Origin of the sequence: Actinokineospora baliensis (assembly GCF_016907695.1) — a bacterium.
GTDB lineage: Bacteria > Actinomycetota > Actinomycetes > Mycobacteriales > Pseudonocardiaceae > Actinokineospora > Actinokineospora baliensis.
In genome coordinates this window covers 3,701,997-3,717,189 of sequence record NZ_JAFBCK010000001.1, presented here as the reverse complement: position 1 = coordinate 3,717,189, position 15,193 = coordinate 3,701,997, and the positions used below count along the sequence as shown (strand labels likewise).

The following is a 15,193-nucleotide window of genomic DNA, read 5'->3' as shown; positions in this document are numbered from 1 at the left end:
CCGTGCTGCACACCGCCCGCGACGAGTTCCGACGTCGACTTGTCCACCTCACGCCCCACGCGCTCGCGGCGCCCACGCCATGCCCGGTGTGGGCTGTCCGCGACCTGGTCAACCACGTCATCGGCGGTGACCGGATGACCACCGCCCTGCTCACCGGCGGCACCGCGGACACCGCCGTCGAAGCGCTGGGCGCCGACTGGATCGGGGACGACGACCCGCTGGCCGTGTTCACCGCGTCAGCCGAGGCGTTGGACCGGGCAGCCGTCCCCGAAGCACTGGACCGCATCGTCCCCCACCCCCTAGGCCCGGTCCCCGCCCGCCAAGCCGTCGACTTCCGCATCGCCGAGTACCTCGTGCACGCCTGGGACCTCGCCAGAGCCCTGGACGTCGACGACAAGCTCGACCCGGCACTTGTTGAGCAGACCTGGGAGAACATGCGGGCACTCGCCCCGGTCATCGGCACCCTCGGCATGTTCGGCACCGGCCCCAGCGGCGACCTGGACGAGTCCGCGTCCCTCCAAGACCGCCTCCTCGACCTCTCCGGTCGCCGCCCCTGACTTCCAGGGCTAGGCCGAGCGCCGCGCGTACCGGAGGATCCGCAGGCCCTCCAGCCGGACCGCCCGCGGGTAGATCGCGCGGTAGATCCCGCAGTTGGGCGACTGGACGTCCCACCGGCCCGTCGCGCGGAACGTGGCCGCGGCGCAGCCGCTGGAGCACCAGTTCCGCCAGCTGCAGTCGCGGCAGCCGGTCTTGGTGTCGGCGAGCAGGTTGCGCACCCCCTGGCCCGACCTGATCGCCGACACCGGGTCGTCGGTCCGCACGTTCCCCACGACCCGCGTGATCTCCATGTGGCACTGGGCGATCCCGCCGCTCTGGTCGATCACCACGTAGTCGTCGCCCACACCGCAGGCCCGCCTGCGCGGCGCGACCAACTGCCCGCGGTCGAGCACCGACCCCAGGACGCTGCGCCGGGGCAGCACTTCCTCGATGACCGCGAAGGTGCGGTCCAGCCCCTCGACCATGGCCTGTTCGGCGTACTGGAGGTCGTCGAAGGAGGCCGCGCAGTCGTTGTCGCGGAAGAAGTTGATGCTGAAGGTGAGGTCGCGGCGCACCGCCATGCGCACGACGTCCGCGATCCCGTCGACGTTGCGGTTGGTGACCGTGATGGACAGGTGGGGAGAGATGCCCGCGTCGAGCAGCCGGTCAATGGTGCGCAGGACCAGGGCTGACGACGGTTTCCCGCCCACGGTGGGGCGCTGCGCGTCGTGGGTCTCGCCCAGGCCGTCCAGCGAGATCATCACCCGGATGTCGCGGGTGCGCAAAGCCGACACGAGCGCGCCGTTGAGCGCGACCCCGTTGCTGAGCAGCACCGCGGACAACCCCAGCCCGGCATCGCGGCACAGCGCCGTCGCGTGGTCGTGCAGGTGCAGCAGGACGGCGGCGTTCATGCTCGCCTCACCACCGGCGTACTTCAACCGCAGTGACCGGAAACCGTGCCGCTTGGCGGAGGCGACCAGCGCGTCGACCGAGTCCTTGGCGACGTCGTCGTCCATGGCTTCTTCGGACTTGTGGACGTAGCAGTACGGGCAGCGCAGGTTGCACTTGTTGGTCACGTGCAGCCACGCGGTCAGCTCCGTGCTCGGCTCGAACACCGGTGCGGGCGGCCTGCCGACCGGGTGCAGCACGTCGAACCCGACCAGGGTGCGGATCGCCTGTTCGAGCGAAGGAGAGCCCGCGACGACGGACGAGGCGGGCGTCGGCTCGGCGAAGGTCTCGAGCAGCTCGCGCCCCGCCGTGTCGACCACCACGACACCACCGCCCCCGTGCGGGCTGAACAACGCGAAGTACCCGGGTTCCAGCGGCACCTCGACAACCTCACGCGCGCGCAAGAGAGGAGCGGCGGGCAGCTCGGGCAGCTCGCGCGCGGCGCGTTCGCCGCTGACCGGGCAGGCGCAGTCCTCGCAGTTGTGCACCACGTGCTCACGGTCGCCGGGGATATCCCTTGTGGACAGCACGACCACGCGCCGGTCCGTCGACGTCATCACAGGAGCCTTTCACGGCGCGGGCTTCGCGGCCATCTCGGGTTCGGGTCAACGCAACCGGTCGAGCCGCTCCACCAGCGGGGGCGCGTCCGCGGCCCAGTGAGCGCGCAGCAGCTCGTACCACCTACCGCGCACCGGGGCGCCCAGCCGCACGTACAGCTTGCCGAACCGGGTGAACTCGCTGTCGAGTGCCGCGGCCCCGTGCGAACCGACCCGGTTGTGGGCGAGCGCGAGCAGCGCCCGACCGTAGGTGCGGGCGACCGGGTCCAGCCCGTCCGCACTGCCCGCCCGCACCGCGTCGTGCACCGCGAGGTGAGCGTTGATCAGCTCCCAGCGGGGTCGTAGGTCGGCGAACTCGAACTGCTCCATCGTGCTGAAGACCTTGGGCTTCCAGTCGGCGATGGTGTCGCGGTAGGACTGGTTCCCGGTGGCCTCCCAGGTGGCGTAGTTGAGCTCGAGGAACTCGATGAGGCTGGCCGACTGGAACCACCCGTCCGCGACCAACTCGGCCTTCTCGATCGCTTCGCGCAGGTACAGCAGCCCGCGGTCGGCGTCATCGGCGTAGTGGATGCGCCCCGCCCGGTTGAGTGCGGACGGGTACCACCGGATGGCGTGCTCGCGGCAGATGTCGAGCGCCCGGTCGATCAGCTCCTTGGCCCGGTCGAGCGGTTGCTCCTCGAGGTCGGTCCCCTCGCGGCTGGCCTGCAACAGGCAGATCGCCTGCTCCTGGTAGATCTGCCCGAGCCACGGTTGGTTGCCCATCCCCGCCAGCAGCAACTCCGCCTGCAGGTAGTGGTTCCAGGCGTCGTCGAAACGCTGGTCGTAGCGGCACACCTCCCCCGCGGTGCTGTGCGAGATCGCGATGCCCAACGGATTGCCGAGATCGCGGCGCAACCGCAGCGCCTCGTCCACCAAGTGCGTGGCCTCGGTGTAGTTGCCGCGCAAGGCTTTCAGATAGGCCCAGTTCGTCGAGATGGAGGCATGTTCGCCGCGCACGTCAGAGGTGGCACCGACCCGCGCGATGGCCGCGGACGCGTGCCCGTAGTGCTCGTCGGCATCGCCCCAGCGGCCGACGTTGCGGGCGAAGAACCCCAACTCCTTGCGGGCCTGGGCGGTCAAGCGCTCCCGGCGCGGGGCATCGCAGGACTGCGCGTGTTCCAACGCCTCCCTGAAGTACCGATCGGCGTCGATCATCCCTCCGGGCAGCCGCATGAACGCGTTGCCCTGCTCCCTGGCCACCTCGTATGCCCGTTCCGGTTCGCGCACCGGGGGTAGGCCGCCGAGCAGGGCGACGGCAGGCTTGGCCTGCGAGGTCTGCACCAGGTACCGCGCCACGTTCAGCACGATGTCGAGCCACCGCTGCGGCTTGCCGGTGAGCCATTCGCGGAACTTCTCGACGACCACGCCGATGGCGTCGAAGGCGGGTCGCTGGTCGCCCGCGGGCAGGAACCGGCGGATCTCGTGGTGCACCAGTTGCATGAAGCGCAGGTCGTCGCGCGTGGCAGCGGTGCGGAACTCGGCGGCGACCTGTTCGGCCCCGAGTTCGAAGTCCGACAGGAGCACGTAGTGCAGCCGGGCGGCGCGCATCCGGTCGAGCTGCCGTTTGCGGACGTCGAGCTTGGCCAACTGCTGGGTCTTGACGCTGCCCCGCTCGTCCTGGTCGTCGTAGACCAGCGTCGCGTCGATGGTCGGGACGACGTCTTCGTACTCGTTCTCCTTGGCGGCGAACGCCGCTGCCGCGGTTCGCCACAGGGCGGTGCGCCAGGAGGCGTCGTGGTCGTGCAACGGGATCAACCTGCGGATGAGCTCTTCGGCCAAGGCGTCGTGCAGCGTCACTTCCTGGCCGTTGGCGCGCAACCGGATCCAGGGCCGGGCGCGCAGCGCTGCCCAGGCGAGAGGCCACTCCGGCGCGTCAGCGGGCAGCTCCCGGTTGGCCATGAGCGATCGCCAGATCCCCTGGTCCACGCTGTGGCGCACGACCGCAAGCCGCTTGATCGCCTCGGCCCAGAAGCCCGTGCCCCGGAACGGGGCGATCAGCATGCGGCGGAACGCCTCGCGCTGCAGCCCGTCGTACGGCGGCTTCGGCATCTCCGGCGGTAGGCTGTTGCCGCGCAGGTAGTCGACGGCGAGCTCGAGCCACAGCGGGTGGCCGTCGGTCAACGCCACGAGCGCTGTCACCAGCTCCGGCGGCAAGCGGCGACCGATCTCGTTGCCGTCGAGGAACCGGTGCCCCTCGACCTCGCTGAAGCCGCCCAGTTCCAGCACGGTGGTGGTCAGGGTCCGCACCTGGTCGGCGATGGCGTCATCGCCGTCGGGCGGCCTGCCGGAGAGCACGAACACCGTGGCCGGGAGCTCCGCCATCCAGGCCACCAGGGTGGTGAGCAGGTACGAGTCGCGGATGACCTCCACGGTGTCGAGCGGGATGACGACCGTGGCGCCGGTGCGCCGGAGGAACCGCCCGTAGCAGCGCCGGAACCGCGCCCGGATCCGGGTCTGCACGCCGGAGGCGGTCTCCCCGGCGCGCGGTAACGCCTGCGCGCTGGTGAGGTAGGTCAGGAAGTCGTCGAAGTGCACCCGGTCGGGGTCGAGCGCCTCGGCCACCCGCCGCTGCACGTTCTCCAGCGCCCAGTACTCGGAGTCGTCGACGTCGAGCGGCTCCAGCCAGGTGGTGCCCGAGTCCGCACGTGCCCGGTCGGCGAGCGAGCGCAGCATCCTGGTCTTGCCGACACCGCCCGGCCCGTAGAGCAGGACCACCTTGCTGTCCCCGCTCTCGCGCACCTGATCGATCTCGGCGAGCAACCGCTGCTCGGCGGCGCGCGGCACGTAGTCGGACTCGGGCGTGGACATCTCAGGTGCCTCCCTCGATGTTCTGGCACACACTGGTCAGCACCGCGTTGAGCAGCCCGTTGTGCGGTTTGGTCAGCGCGGCGAACTCGCGGTCCGCGCTGAGCTGCTTGCGGACCGACGCACGGAACTCGGCTGGCCCGAAGGCCGGTCCGAAGGTGTCCGGCCGGATGACCCGCTTGGTCAGGGCGGCCGCCGCGTCAGGCAGCTTGGCGGCCAACCCCCGCGCGTCGGTGCACTGGAGCAGCATCGCCTCGTGCCAGATCAGTTCGAGGAACACCCGCACCCGGTCGCTGCCGTTGACGCCGTTGGCGGCCAAGCCCTCGTAGAGCTTGCGGGCGCTGGAGTGCACGACCCGCCTGCGCTCGTCATCGCGGTGGAAGTGCTTGCACAGCAACGCCCGGAACGGGGGGAACAGCGAGTGCCACAACTCGGAGACCCCCGTGACCAGGGCGGTCTTGCCGATGGCCTCCCACAGGTCCTCGACCGCCCACGCCGCCTCGGCGAGCGCGGCGCCGAACTCGACGTCGTCGTCGAGGTGGTGCTTGAGGTGGGAGGTGGTGACCATCCGGTAGACCGAGATCAGGTCGAGGGCCTTGAGCACGACCCGGTAGCGCTCGGCGATCTTGTCGCCGGGTTCGAGCAGGGTCTGCATCGAGAGCAGCTCGCTCGTGACGTAGGGCTGGACCACGTTGTCGAACACGTCCGGGGTGTAGCACTCGCCGTGGTCGTAGAACTGCTCGTGGCGCGCCCACGCCACGGACCGGACCAGGAGTGCGGGCAACCCGACGCTCAACTGCTGCAACCCATCGGTCCACTGGTGCAGGATGTCGCCGTCGAAGCGGACCGATGTCGCCTCGGTGATGTCGTTGAGCATGTCGCGGACCACGTGGTCGTCGAACTGGCTCAGGTGCAGGGCCCGGAAGTGGTGCACCGATTCGCCCTGGCAATCCAGGCCGGACCACTCGTCGGCTCGACGGCTCGCGACGATCAGGGACAGCCGGACGTCCGGGTTGCGCGCCCCGCTGTTCACCTTGTCGAACACCCGGCTGGTCAGGATGCGCAGGGAGTCCACGGTCGAGCGGTGCAGCAGTTCCGCGCTGTCGAGCATCGCCACGTGGTGGCGCTCCCGCTTGGCGAGGGACTTCACGATGTCGCCGACCAACTGCTCGTCCGAGCGGTTCGCGTCTGCCTCGGTGTCCAGCAGCGCGCACAGCAGTCCCTTGGCGTCCCGTCGCAGGTCCAGCGACTGCTCGCGCAGGTCGACCACCGCGGCGGCCACCTTCCGCTTCTCGGCCAACCTCGCTCGCACCTTGGTGAGGAACCACGTCTTGCCCAGTTTCGGCGGCGCGGTGACGACCCAGAAGTCCTGTCCGCCCGATGTTCTCATCGCGTCCGCGACGAGGTTGAGCTCGTCGCGGCGGTTGCGGAAGGGTTCCTCTCGGGGTGGTGCGGTAGCGGGCACGGTGTCTCCATCGATGGGGACCACACCGAGTGCGCCGACCAACTTGTCCTGGGAAACCGGGGGAAGGAGGTCTATCTGGTCCCACAGCCGCCCCCACCCCCGCTCGCCGTCCTCGGCGACCTTGTAGACGTAGAGCAGGGCGCGGTCCTCCTTGAGGTGGCGGTCGGTCGCCATCTGGAACTCCGCCCGGCAGCGCGGCGAGTCCTGGGCGGAAGGCGACATCAGCATCACGAACGCGTCCGCCAGTTCGACCTCGCGCTCGATGGCCGCCTCGGACTGGCCGCCCCGCTGCTCGGGTGAGGTGAAGTAGACATCGGCACCGCGCTCGCGCAACACCCCGGCGACCCTGCGGGCGATTTCGACATCAGCGGAGGAGTAGCTGAGGAATATTCTGGTCATCCCCGGTCCACCTCCTCGGGTAAGCGACGTCGAGTGCGCCCGCTCGCCTTCACAAGATCGCGCCACCCGGGTACCCGTTACGGAGAACCACTGGCCAAGTTGTGGACATCCGCGCCACGTTGCCAAGGACAGCAAATAGGAGAGAAAGGCGCAAGGCAGACCCACTTCAGGGCGGAATTTCACCCGCACAGGTGGTTCCGGTGGCGAGATTTCGCCGGTTGCCGGAAAGCTGCACAACCCTCATTTCCGATGTGCGGTCCATCATCCACAACATGGACCGGAAAACTACGCCGCGTTGCGGAAACCGCCATTCCGCGGTCCATGGAGTTGGCCGTCTATCCACGCCCTCGGGAATCTACGCCCACTGTTGACGAAAACTAGACCAGTCCCGTCACGGAAGTCAGGAGCGTGGGCCCGCGCCGTGCAGGAGGGTGTCAATGACCTTGGTCGCGAGTTCGTGGGGGTCGGTGGCGGTGGTGTTGTGGGCGGCTTCGCCGATGAGGGCGTAGTAGACCTGGCAGGTCCAGGGGAGGTCGGCGTCCGCGGCCAGCAGGCCCGCGGATTGGGCTCGGGCGAGCAGGGCCAGGCAGCGGGTCACCAGGAGGTGTTGGCCCTGGGCCCATTTCGAACCGGGGGCAAAGGACTCGGTCATGGCGAAGGGCCAGCCCAGCTTCACCCGCAGCACCTCCGCGGTGACCTGGTGCAGGGCGACCAACGGCGGCGCGGTCTCGGGGTGCGCGGACTCGATGACGGCGTCGAGCTGGTCGAGGACGTTGCGGACCATGGCGTCGACGAGGGCTTGGCGGTTGGCGAAGCGGCGGTGGATCGTCGTGCGAGCCACGCCCGCGGTCTCGGCGATCTGCTCGAGGGACGCGGTCGGGTTGACCGCCAGGACCTTCTCCGCCGCCTCGAGGATGGTGCGGATGCTGCGTTCGGCGTCGGCGCGCAGGGGGCGCTCCTGGGTGGCCACGGCCGTACGGTACCCCGGGACCACTATCTGCGACAGAGCTGGTGCATTTACCCGCCTATCTGCTACACATATGGTGCAGATAGTTCGAGCAGGAGGAGACAGACCCATGAGCACCGCACTGGTCACCGGGGCGTCCGCCGGGTTGGGCGCCGAGTTCGCCGAGCGGTTCGCCGCGCGCGGGTACGACGTCGTGCTGGTGGCGCGCAGCGAACAACGGCTGGAGGAGCTCGCGCGGCGCCTGCGCGAGACCTACCGCGTGCGGGCCGAGGTGATCGCCCAGGACCTCAGCGCCCCCGAGGCCGTGCCCTCGATCGTCGACCGACTCGCCGCGAAGGGCATCTCGGTGCACACCCTGGTCAACAACGCCGGGTTCGGCACGGCGGGCCGGTTCGAAGAGATCGCCGACGGCCGCGACCGGGACCAGTTGATGGTCAACGTGGTCAGCCTCGTGGCCCTGACCAGGGCGTTGATCCCGCAGGTGCTGGCGGACAAGGGCGCGGTCATCACCGTCGCCTCGACCGCAGCCCTGCAGCCCACGCCGTACTTCGCGACCTATGGGGCGGGCAAGACGTTCGTGCTCAACTTCAGCCTCGCGTTGCGCGCGGAGCTCAAGGGCCGCGCAACGGTGCTGTGCGTGTGCCCCGGCCCCACCGAGACGAAGTTCTTCGACACGGTGGAGGTCGGGCGCAAAGCTGCGATCGGCGGGAAGTTCATGTCCGCCGAAGCCGTTGTCGCCGCCACGTTGCGCGCGCTGGACCGCGACCGCGGCTACCTCGTGCCCGGCCTGGTCAACGCCGCCAACGCGCACCTGTCACCGCGTCGGCCCCGCAAGATGGTCGCCGCGATCGCCGAGCGCGTGTCCCGCGGCGTGCTCTCCGCCTGACGCGCCCGGGTCACGCGAGCTTGGCCACCACCTTCGCGGCGAGTTCGTCCACAAGGGACACGTTGACCTTGCCCTTGCTCATGTAGGAGATGCAGGTGAGCACCGATCCTTTGAGGACCCACACCTGCCGGTTGCGCAACGTCAGGTAGGGCCCCTTGTAGGTCACGTCGGCGATCCACGGTGCGCCGCCGACGATGTCGGTGGTGACGTTCTGGACGATCGTCCCGGAGATGACGCGGTACTTGTGGCACCGCGTGTAGTTGGCCTCGACCTCCCGCAGCACCGCGGCGGCGTCGCCGGTGTACCGGTAGACGGTGTGCCTGACCGTGGCCCCGTCCCGGAGGGTGAAGCCGCGTTCGACCTGGTTCTCCGCCGCGGGACCGATCGTGGTGCCGCACTCGGCTGGTTCGAGCCTGATGTCCGAGGAGCCCCCGCCGCCGGTCGAGGGCGGGTTCTCCTTCGTGCCCGCGGGCAGGTCGGCGAGGGTCAGAAGAGACGGACCCAGCTCAACCGGGGGCGGCGGGGTGGTGGTCGTCGGTACAACCGTCGTGGTGGTCGTTGTCGTGGTGGTGGACGGCGGGTTTCCCCCCTGGTGTGCGATCGCCCCATTGCCGAAGGGCAACAGCCGCAGCAACGCGGTGCCCTCGGTGATGGCCTCCTCGAAGGCGATCGTGACCGGGCTCGGATCGCCTTCGGGGGCCGAGAACAGGCGGACGCACTCGTCCGCGCCGCGCTGGACCGCGTCCAGGTTCCGGTTCCAGTGGCCCCGGGCGACCGGTTCCGGTGGCCCGGGGAACTCGCGGGCCACACCGACGCGGGCCTGCAGGTTCCGGCACCGCGCCACTTGTGCGCCGCGGTCGACGGCGGGGTCGACCATGGCCTGAACAGCCTCGTTCTGCGCCAGTGACACGTCGACGAGCAGCGCGATCCCGCCCGCCTGCGTCCAGATCTCCACCGCGGCGACGGGATCGATCACCCCGACCGTCGGTTGCGGCGGCATCAGCGCCACGGAGGGCGGCACGGCGAAGGGGTGGTACACCAAGGCGACCGCGCTCGCGGCCGCCACGGGAGCCAGCGCCCACCTCGGCACCGAACGGGACTCGATGGCACGACGCCCGACCAGGGCCGCCAGCACCGCGGCCGCCGTCGCGGTGAACAGCAACACCTGCGTCGGCCGCCGGGCCAGGATCGCGTCGACCCCGCCAACAGCACCGTGCGCGACCCAGATCGCCGTAGCCCCTGCCAGCGCGGTCAGCCACGCCGCGATCAACGCCGCCGTGACCCCTGCGCGGCGCGCCACCAGGGCCGTACCCAGCTGGACAACCGCGACCAGCAGCAATTGCAGTGCCGTGCCCGCCAGTTCGCCCTCGGGGGTGCTCGTTGCCGGCCAAGCCACGACCGCGACCGCCAACGCCGCGGCGACCGATCCCGCGGCCCCCACGAGGAACGCGGCTCGGGGCGGTCGGACCAGCAGCGCGGGCACCAACCACACGAGTGCCAGCGCGATGGTGCTCGCTACCGGGTCGGTGTTGCCGATGAACGTGAGGAAGGCACCTTGGAGCACCGCCCCGCTGAACCCGCCGCCCGCGAGGTCACCCAGCCGTGCCACGGCGGGACCAAGTTGCGAGTCCCACACCAACTCGTACCCGTGTGCCGTGGGCAACCAGCCGAGGCAGCTCCAGCACACGACCAGGACGGCGGCGGCCACCGCGGCGCCACGCACACCTCGGGCGCGGTCACCCAACTGGAGCGCGCACCACCCGGCCCACCCGCACACCAGGACGGCGACGGCCACGCCCACCAACCGCAGGACCAGCGACAGCAGCGAGGTCTGTGAAGCAAGGGGGTCGTGCAGAGTGCTGGGGACGACCAGGACGCCCAACGCCAGTCCGGCGCCGAGACCGAGGCCGGGTTCGAGGAACGCCCGTCGGCGGTTCCCACCCTGGCGTACGTACTCCGCGCCGCGCCAAGCGGCCACGCACACGAAGACGGCCACGCCAAGGGACCACGCCCACCGCAGCACCGCGGGACCGGAAGACTCCGAGCGCAACCACAGCATCCCCGCACCCATGGTCACGGTGTTGACGAGGACCTGCCACATGAGGCCACTGAGGAAGAACGGCCGCCACCCCGGGCGCAGCAGCAGCGCGGGGTTGGCGGTGACCGCGGCCCGCGCCGCGCGGCTGGGGTGGTTGCCGAAGCGGGGGCTGGACAGCTCCGGCAGGGTCTGGAACGGGTCCGTCGACCCGGTCCACTGCGCGACCAGCACGTCGGCGTGGTGTTCGCGGGCGCGCAGCACCGACAGCCGCGCCACGTAGGCCAGGGCGATCAGCACCGGGAACCACACCAGGTACGGCCAGGTCGCCGCGGTCAGGGTCACCCCGGCCAGCAGGTTGACGATGAAGGGCAGGACGGCGACCAGCAGGACCGCACGCCAGACCGCGATCGTGCCGTAGGTGATCGGCACGTCCCGGTGCCGCAGGTGGGCCAGTTCGTGCAGCACGACGGCCTCGAAGGCGGGCCGGTCGCGGTCGTGCAGCAACACCAGGCCGACGTCGAGGGCGACGATGGGCCTGCGGTGGGTGCCGAAGGCGAGGCCACCGGCCCGGGTGCTGCGCGCGTCGAGCCGGAACTCGGGCAGAGTGCTCAACCCGGCCTTGCGGGTCAGTTCGGTGAGGGTCGGCTCCAGCCGCTCCCACAGGGCGGGCACCTCGCGCAGCGGCACCAGCCTGCCGCGGCGGATCCGCCAGCGGGGTTGGGCCACGTAGAACAGCCAGGTCACCAGGGCCAGCAGCAGGAGGAAGCCGCCGACCCAGAGCAGTTGGGTGCCGCGCAGCCGGTAGAGGCAGTCGTTGTAGACGCGCCACTTGGCCTCGTCGGGCTCGATCACGATCATCGCGTTCACGTAGAGGTCGCTGGTCACCTGGCAGCGCAGCCTCGCCACGCCCTGGTTGGCGACGGTGAACGCGGTGAGGTTGTCCGCGACGTAGGCGGTGATCGCGACCGCGAGGCCCACCAGCGTGAGGAACCGGAACGTCGTCCCGGCCGGGACCCGCTCAGGCGTCGTCGTCACGGCCCAACTCGGCGATCACCACGTCAGCGATGCGCTCCGCCTCGTCCGCCGACCGCCCCAACTCCAGCGCCCGCGCGACCACAACCCGCCGCACCTCGGCGGCGGCGTCCTCCTGCTTGCGGAAGACCTTGCGCACCAGCGCGACGGTCCCCTTGGCCAGCGACTCCCCCGCCTTGCCCACCAGGTGCTGGTAGACCGAGGCCCCCACGGCCAGCGCCACGGGCGCCACCATCGACACGACGGTCCCGATCCCCGAACCGAGTACCGGGGCGCGACCGCCACCGCCGGCCAACAACCTGCCAGGATCGCGCAGGAACTCCCGGCCGACGAGGTCGACTACCGCCGACTCCTCGGGCGCGAGCTCGGCCACCACCGCCCGCCCGATCCCCACCACGAACTCGTCGTACCCCTGGTCCCGGCCCACCCGGTCGCCCCCCTTCGAGAATCCCGAAATTGTGTGGCAGGCGCGGACCCACGTCATCCACCGAACCGGTGATCCTCGTACCACACCACTGGGGCTCTACACCGCGTGCGGGCGAACGGTTCCCACCGTTGACGATCACCGTAGAAGATCCACTGTTCGGGGAACCCCCACGGTGGTCCTGTGTGGAGCTCTCGTCGTGCCGCAGGCGCACCCGCTCGATGTCACCGCTGTGGGTGAGCAGTGCGAACCCGGGTTTGGTGAGCTCTAGTGGAACCGTCTGGGGCGGTAGGCGGCCAGTACGAGTGCTAGGCCTGTCAGGAAGAGGACTACGCCTGCCCACAGGGTGTGTTCGGTCGCCACTCCGGTTGCGGCCAGGGCTGGGGTGGGGCGGAAGCGGGCTGTGGGGATGAGGTTCTCGGCCGTGGTGGCCGCTGGGGGGACGACCGGGTTAGCGGTGGGTGGGGTGGTTGGGGGTGTGGCGCAGTCGGCGGCGAGGGTGAGGGTTAGGGGGTCCAGGTCGGCGCCTGCTTGGTAGAAGCCTGCGAATGCCTCGGAGCTGGTGAGGGTGGCTGGGGCTGCGGGCCAGGTCAGGAGGCCGTTGACGGGGGTTGTGGTGGGTGGGGTGACGCGGGCTAGGGCGACGTCGGGGAGGGTGGTGGGTTGGGTGGGGGCGCCTGGGGTCGCTTTGAGCTCGATGTCGGCGTGCAGGGTGGTGGTGCCGTTGGCTGTTGTCACCCAGGGGTCGGACAGGAGGAGGGTGAAGAAGTGGGTGGGGTAGGCGAAAGTCACGGTTCCGCGGTAGCGGGCGGTGAACTGGGTCGGGCTGGTGTAGTCGGCTGAGTCGAAGGTGAAGCGGTAGGCGCCGGTGGCGATGCCCGCCGGGTTCGGGATCCCGTCGCGGACTACCTCGTCGAGCGCGGTGATCGTGGCGCCGCCGGTGGCGGTGATGGAGTTCCCGGTGGCCCCGGCCAGGCCGACGCCGACGTACTGGCGGAAGCTCTTCTTGAAGCCCCAGACCAGGTCGCCCTGTCGTGCGTTCGCCGGTGTCAGATCGCAACCGGGAGCAGTCGTGGTGGTGGTTACCGTTGTGGTCGGTGGAGTTGTGGTGGTGGGGCCTTGAACCGCCAGCAGGATCAGTCCCGCGACTACGGGGATGCTCACGACTTGACCTTCTTTCGCTTACGCAGCAACGCGACCACAACAACAACCAGCAGAACCGCGGCAGCGCCGACAGCGGCGGGCCACCACCCGGTCCCCGATTCCGAAGCCGCGGGCTGGACCGGAGCCGCGACGGGAGCAGCCGCGGACACCGTCAACGGGACAGATCCGACCGCGCCCGACTTCGAGCCGGTGAACTCCAGCGTGTGGGCGCCTGCGGGCACGTCCGCCGGGATGACCGCGCTGTAGGAGACCGCTCCGGCGGCGTCGGCTTTCGCCGGGGCCAGGAACAGCGGGTCCGAGCGCAGCACCACGTTCACCTGCTCGTCCGCCGAGAACCCTGACCCCGTAACGGAAACGGAACCCCCAGCGGCCACCACGCCGGACGCCGCGGACACCGTGGCCGCGCGCACGGGCAACGGGGCGGCTGTGGGTGGAGCGGGGTTGCCGGTCGGCACCGCGGTTGTGGGACCGGGCTGGGTCGCGGTCGGCTGCCCGCCGGTGGGGGCGGCGAACCGGACCGGCGTGAAGGTCTCGTTCGTCGGGTTGACGACTCCGTGGGCGCCGATCGTGATGATGCCGCAGGTCACCTTGGTGCAGTCGACCTCTGTGGTATTGCCCGTGCGGTCGACGGCTTTGAACCGCGCGCCGGGGATCACCATCCGCGCGCTCCACGACCCGTCGGCGGCCACCACACCACCGTTGGCGCTGCTGGCGGTGTCGCTTCCCGGGAAGGACACGAACCGCTGGTACCCGTTGTTGTCCTTGGCTTCGCTGTCCTGGACGTAGCGATAGGTGGTCCCGGCTGAGCCACCCTTGCTCGGCTGCCACGACCCGTCGGCGACCCATCCAAAGAGGACATAGATCCCGCCGTGAGCCTTGGCGACGGACTGGAAACCGGTTCCGCGGACCTCGACGGGCGTCGCGTAGTCCGGGTCCGCTGTGGACACTGAAAGGCTCACCCGAGCCGCCGCGGCGGCCGTACCCGGTGACAGCACACCCATGGCGAGAACCGCGGCGGCCGCGACCCTGGCTACGAAAGACACTCTTCCTCCTCTCGGCCACGCACGGGCAGCACGACGGGAACGCCCGTGCGCGGGTGCGGGAAGACCTCAACGGGATGCCGGTAGACGGCACTGAGCAGATCAGCGGTGCACACTTCGGCGGGCGGGCCGATCGCGACGAGCTTGCCGCTGTCGAGCACCGCGACACGATCGGCGTGCGCGGCGGCGAGGCCGAGGTCGTGCAGGACGACGAGAACTCCGCCACCACCGCGCGCGTGCCGGTGGGCCAGGGACAGCACCATTTCCTGGTGCCGCACGTCCAACGCGGCGGTCGGTTCGTCGAGTAGCAGAGCAGGCGTGCGTTGGGCCAGCACACGGGCCAGCGCGACACGGGCCTGTTCGCCGCCTGAGAGCGTGGGATACGCGCGATCGACCAGGTGCTCGACCCCGGTGTCACGCAGGGCGGCGGCAACCGCGATCTCATCCTCGTCCTCAGCCTCGGTGTTGCGCCAAGGAGCCCGGCCCATCTCGACCACGGCCTGGACATCGAACGGGAACGACACCGGATTGTGCTGGGGCAGAACAGCTCGCCGCCGCGCGGCCGCCACCGCCCGCCACTGCGCAACCGGCGCACCGTCGAGCAACGCCCGCCCACCCGCCAGCGGCAAGTCCCCGGCCAACGCCGCCAACAGGGTCGACTTCCCCGCCCCGTTCGGCCCGACGAGCACCAACACCTCCCCGGCCCGCAACTCCAACGAGACCCCGTCGACCAACAAGGCCCCGCCAAGCCGCACCGAGACATCCTCAGCGGTGATCACAGCCAGCCACCCGCCTTCGTCCCGGATACGCGCCGCGCGGAGGCGCTGGCTGGCGCAGGAACGGCCGCCAGCAGCTGAGCGGACACGCTGTACTTAACAGGGCAGGCAACCAC

The 15,193-nt window shown here is 70.2% G+C and carries 11 protein-coding genes; 2 read left to right on the top strand and 9 right to left on the bottom strand.

Features of this window, described 5'->3' with window-relative positions:
• Positions 1-2 precede the first annotated feature (2 nt).
• A complete protein-coding gene (locus JOD54_RS17435) occupies positions 3-557 on the top strand; it encodes a TIGR03086 family metal-binding protein (protein ID WP_204451544.1) in 555 nt (184 codons plus the stop codon).
• A gap of 9 nt (positions 558-566) precedes the next feature.
• Here JOD54_RS17435 and JOD54_RS17430 read toward each other — a convergent pair whose 3' ends face one another.
• The 4 genes from JOD54_RS17430 to JOD54_RS17415 form a co-directional block, all read right to left on the bottom strand.
• On the bottom strand, positions 567-2,042 hold the full coding sequence (locus JOD54_RS17430; RefSeq protein ID WP_204451543.1) for a radical SAM/SPASM domain-containing protein: 1,476 nt from the start codon (positions 2,040-2,042) through the stop codon (positions 567-569).
• A 48-nt stretch (positions 2,043-2,090) separates the two neighbouring features.
• Positions 2,091-4,889 carry an ATP-binding protein gene (locus JOD54_RS17425; RefSeq protein ID WP_204451542.1) on the bottom strand — a complete coding sequence of 933 codons (2,799 nt, stop codon included), beginning with the start codon at positions 4,887-4,889 and terminating at the stop codon, positions 2,091-2,093.
• Position 4,890: 1 nt separating this feature from the next.
• A complete protein-coding gene (locus JOD54_RS17420; RefSeq protein ID WP_204451541.1) occupies positions 4,891-6,750 on the bottom strand; it encodes a toll/interleukin-1 receptor domain-containing protein in 1,860 nt (619 codons plus the stop codon).
• Positions 6,751-7,150: 400 nt separating this feature from the next.
• A complete protein-coding gene (locus JOD54_RS17415; RefSeq protein ID WP_307860139.1) occupies positions 7,151-7,720 on the bottom strand; it encodes a TetR/AcrR family transcriptional regulator in 570 nt (189 codons plus the stop codon).
• 106 nt (positions 7,721-7,826) lie between these two features.
• Between JOD54_RS17415 and JOD54_RS17410 the strand changes: the two genes are divergently transcribed.
• On the top strand, positions 7,827-8,603 hold the full coding sequence (locus JOD54_RS17410) for an SDR family NAD(P)-dependent oxidoreductase (RefSeq protein WP_239573407.1): 777 nt from the start codon (positions 7,827-7,829) through the stop codon (positions 8,601-8,603).
• A 10-nt stretch (positions 8,604-8,613) separates the two neighbouring features.
• Here JOD54_RS17410 and JOD54_RS17405 read toward each other — a convergent pair whose 3' ends face one another.
• From JOD54_RS17405 to JOD54_RS17385, 5 genes are all read right to left on the bottom strand, one after another.
• Positions 8,614-11,676: a M56 family metallopeptidase gene (locus JOD54_RS17405; protein WP_204451539.1), complete on the bottom strand. Its 3,063-nt coding sequence runs from the start codon at positions 11,674-11,676 to the stop codon at positions 8,614-8,616.
• Positions 11,660-12,100 (bottom strand): hypothetical protein, encoded by a 441-nt coding sequence (locus JOD54_RS17400; protein WP_204451538.1) that lies wholly within the window; start codon positions 12,098-12,100, stop codon positions 11,660-11,662. The genes JOD54_RS17405 and JOD54_RS17400 overlap by 17 nt, the downstream gene beginning before the upstream one ends.
• Positions 12,101-12,364: 264 nt before the next feature.
• Positions 12,365-13,261 (bottom strand): HtaA domain-containing protein, encoded by an 897-nt coding sequence (locus JOD54_RS17395; RefSeq protein WP_204451537.1) that lies wholly within the window; start codon positions 13,259-13,261, stop codon positions 12,365-12,367.
• Positions 13,258-14,304 (bottom strand): hypothetical protein, encoded by a 1,047-nt coding sequence (locus JOD54_RS17390; protein ID WP_307860138.1) that lies wholly within the window; start codon positions 14,302-14,304, stop codon positions 13,258-13,260. Before JOD54_RS17390 ends, JOD54_RS17395 begins: the two co-directional genes overlap by 4 nt.
• Positions 14,292-15,080: a heme ABC transporter ATP-binding protein gene (locus tag JOD54_RS17385; protein ID WP_204451536.1), complete on the bottom strand. Its 789-nt coding sequence runs from the start codon at positions 15,078-15,080 to the stop codon at positions 14,292-14,294. The genes JOD54_RS17390 and JOD54_RS17385 overlap by 13 nt, the downstream gene beginning before the upstream one ends.
• Positions 15,081-15,193: the final 113 nt, after the last annotated feature.

Bases quoted from the DNA above. Each gene is read 5' to 3' on its own strand.
- JOD54_RS17430 (WP_204451543.1), bottom strand. From the start codon at position 2,042: ATGACGTCGACGGACCGGCGCGTGGTCGTGCTGTCCACAAGGGATATC.
- JOD54_RS17425 (WP_204451542.1), bottom strand. From the start codon at position 4,889: ATGTCCACGCCCGAGTCCGACTACGTGCCGCGCGCCGCCGAGCAGCGG.
- JOD54_RS17420 (WP_204451541.1), bottom strand. From the start codon at position 6,750: ATGACCAGAATATTCCTCAGCTACTCCTCCGCTGATGTCGAAATCGCC.
- JOD54_RS17410 (WP_239573407.1), top strand. From the start codon at position 7,827: ATGAGCACCGCACTGGTCACCGGGGCGTCCGCCGGGTTGGGCGCCGAG.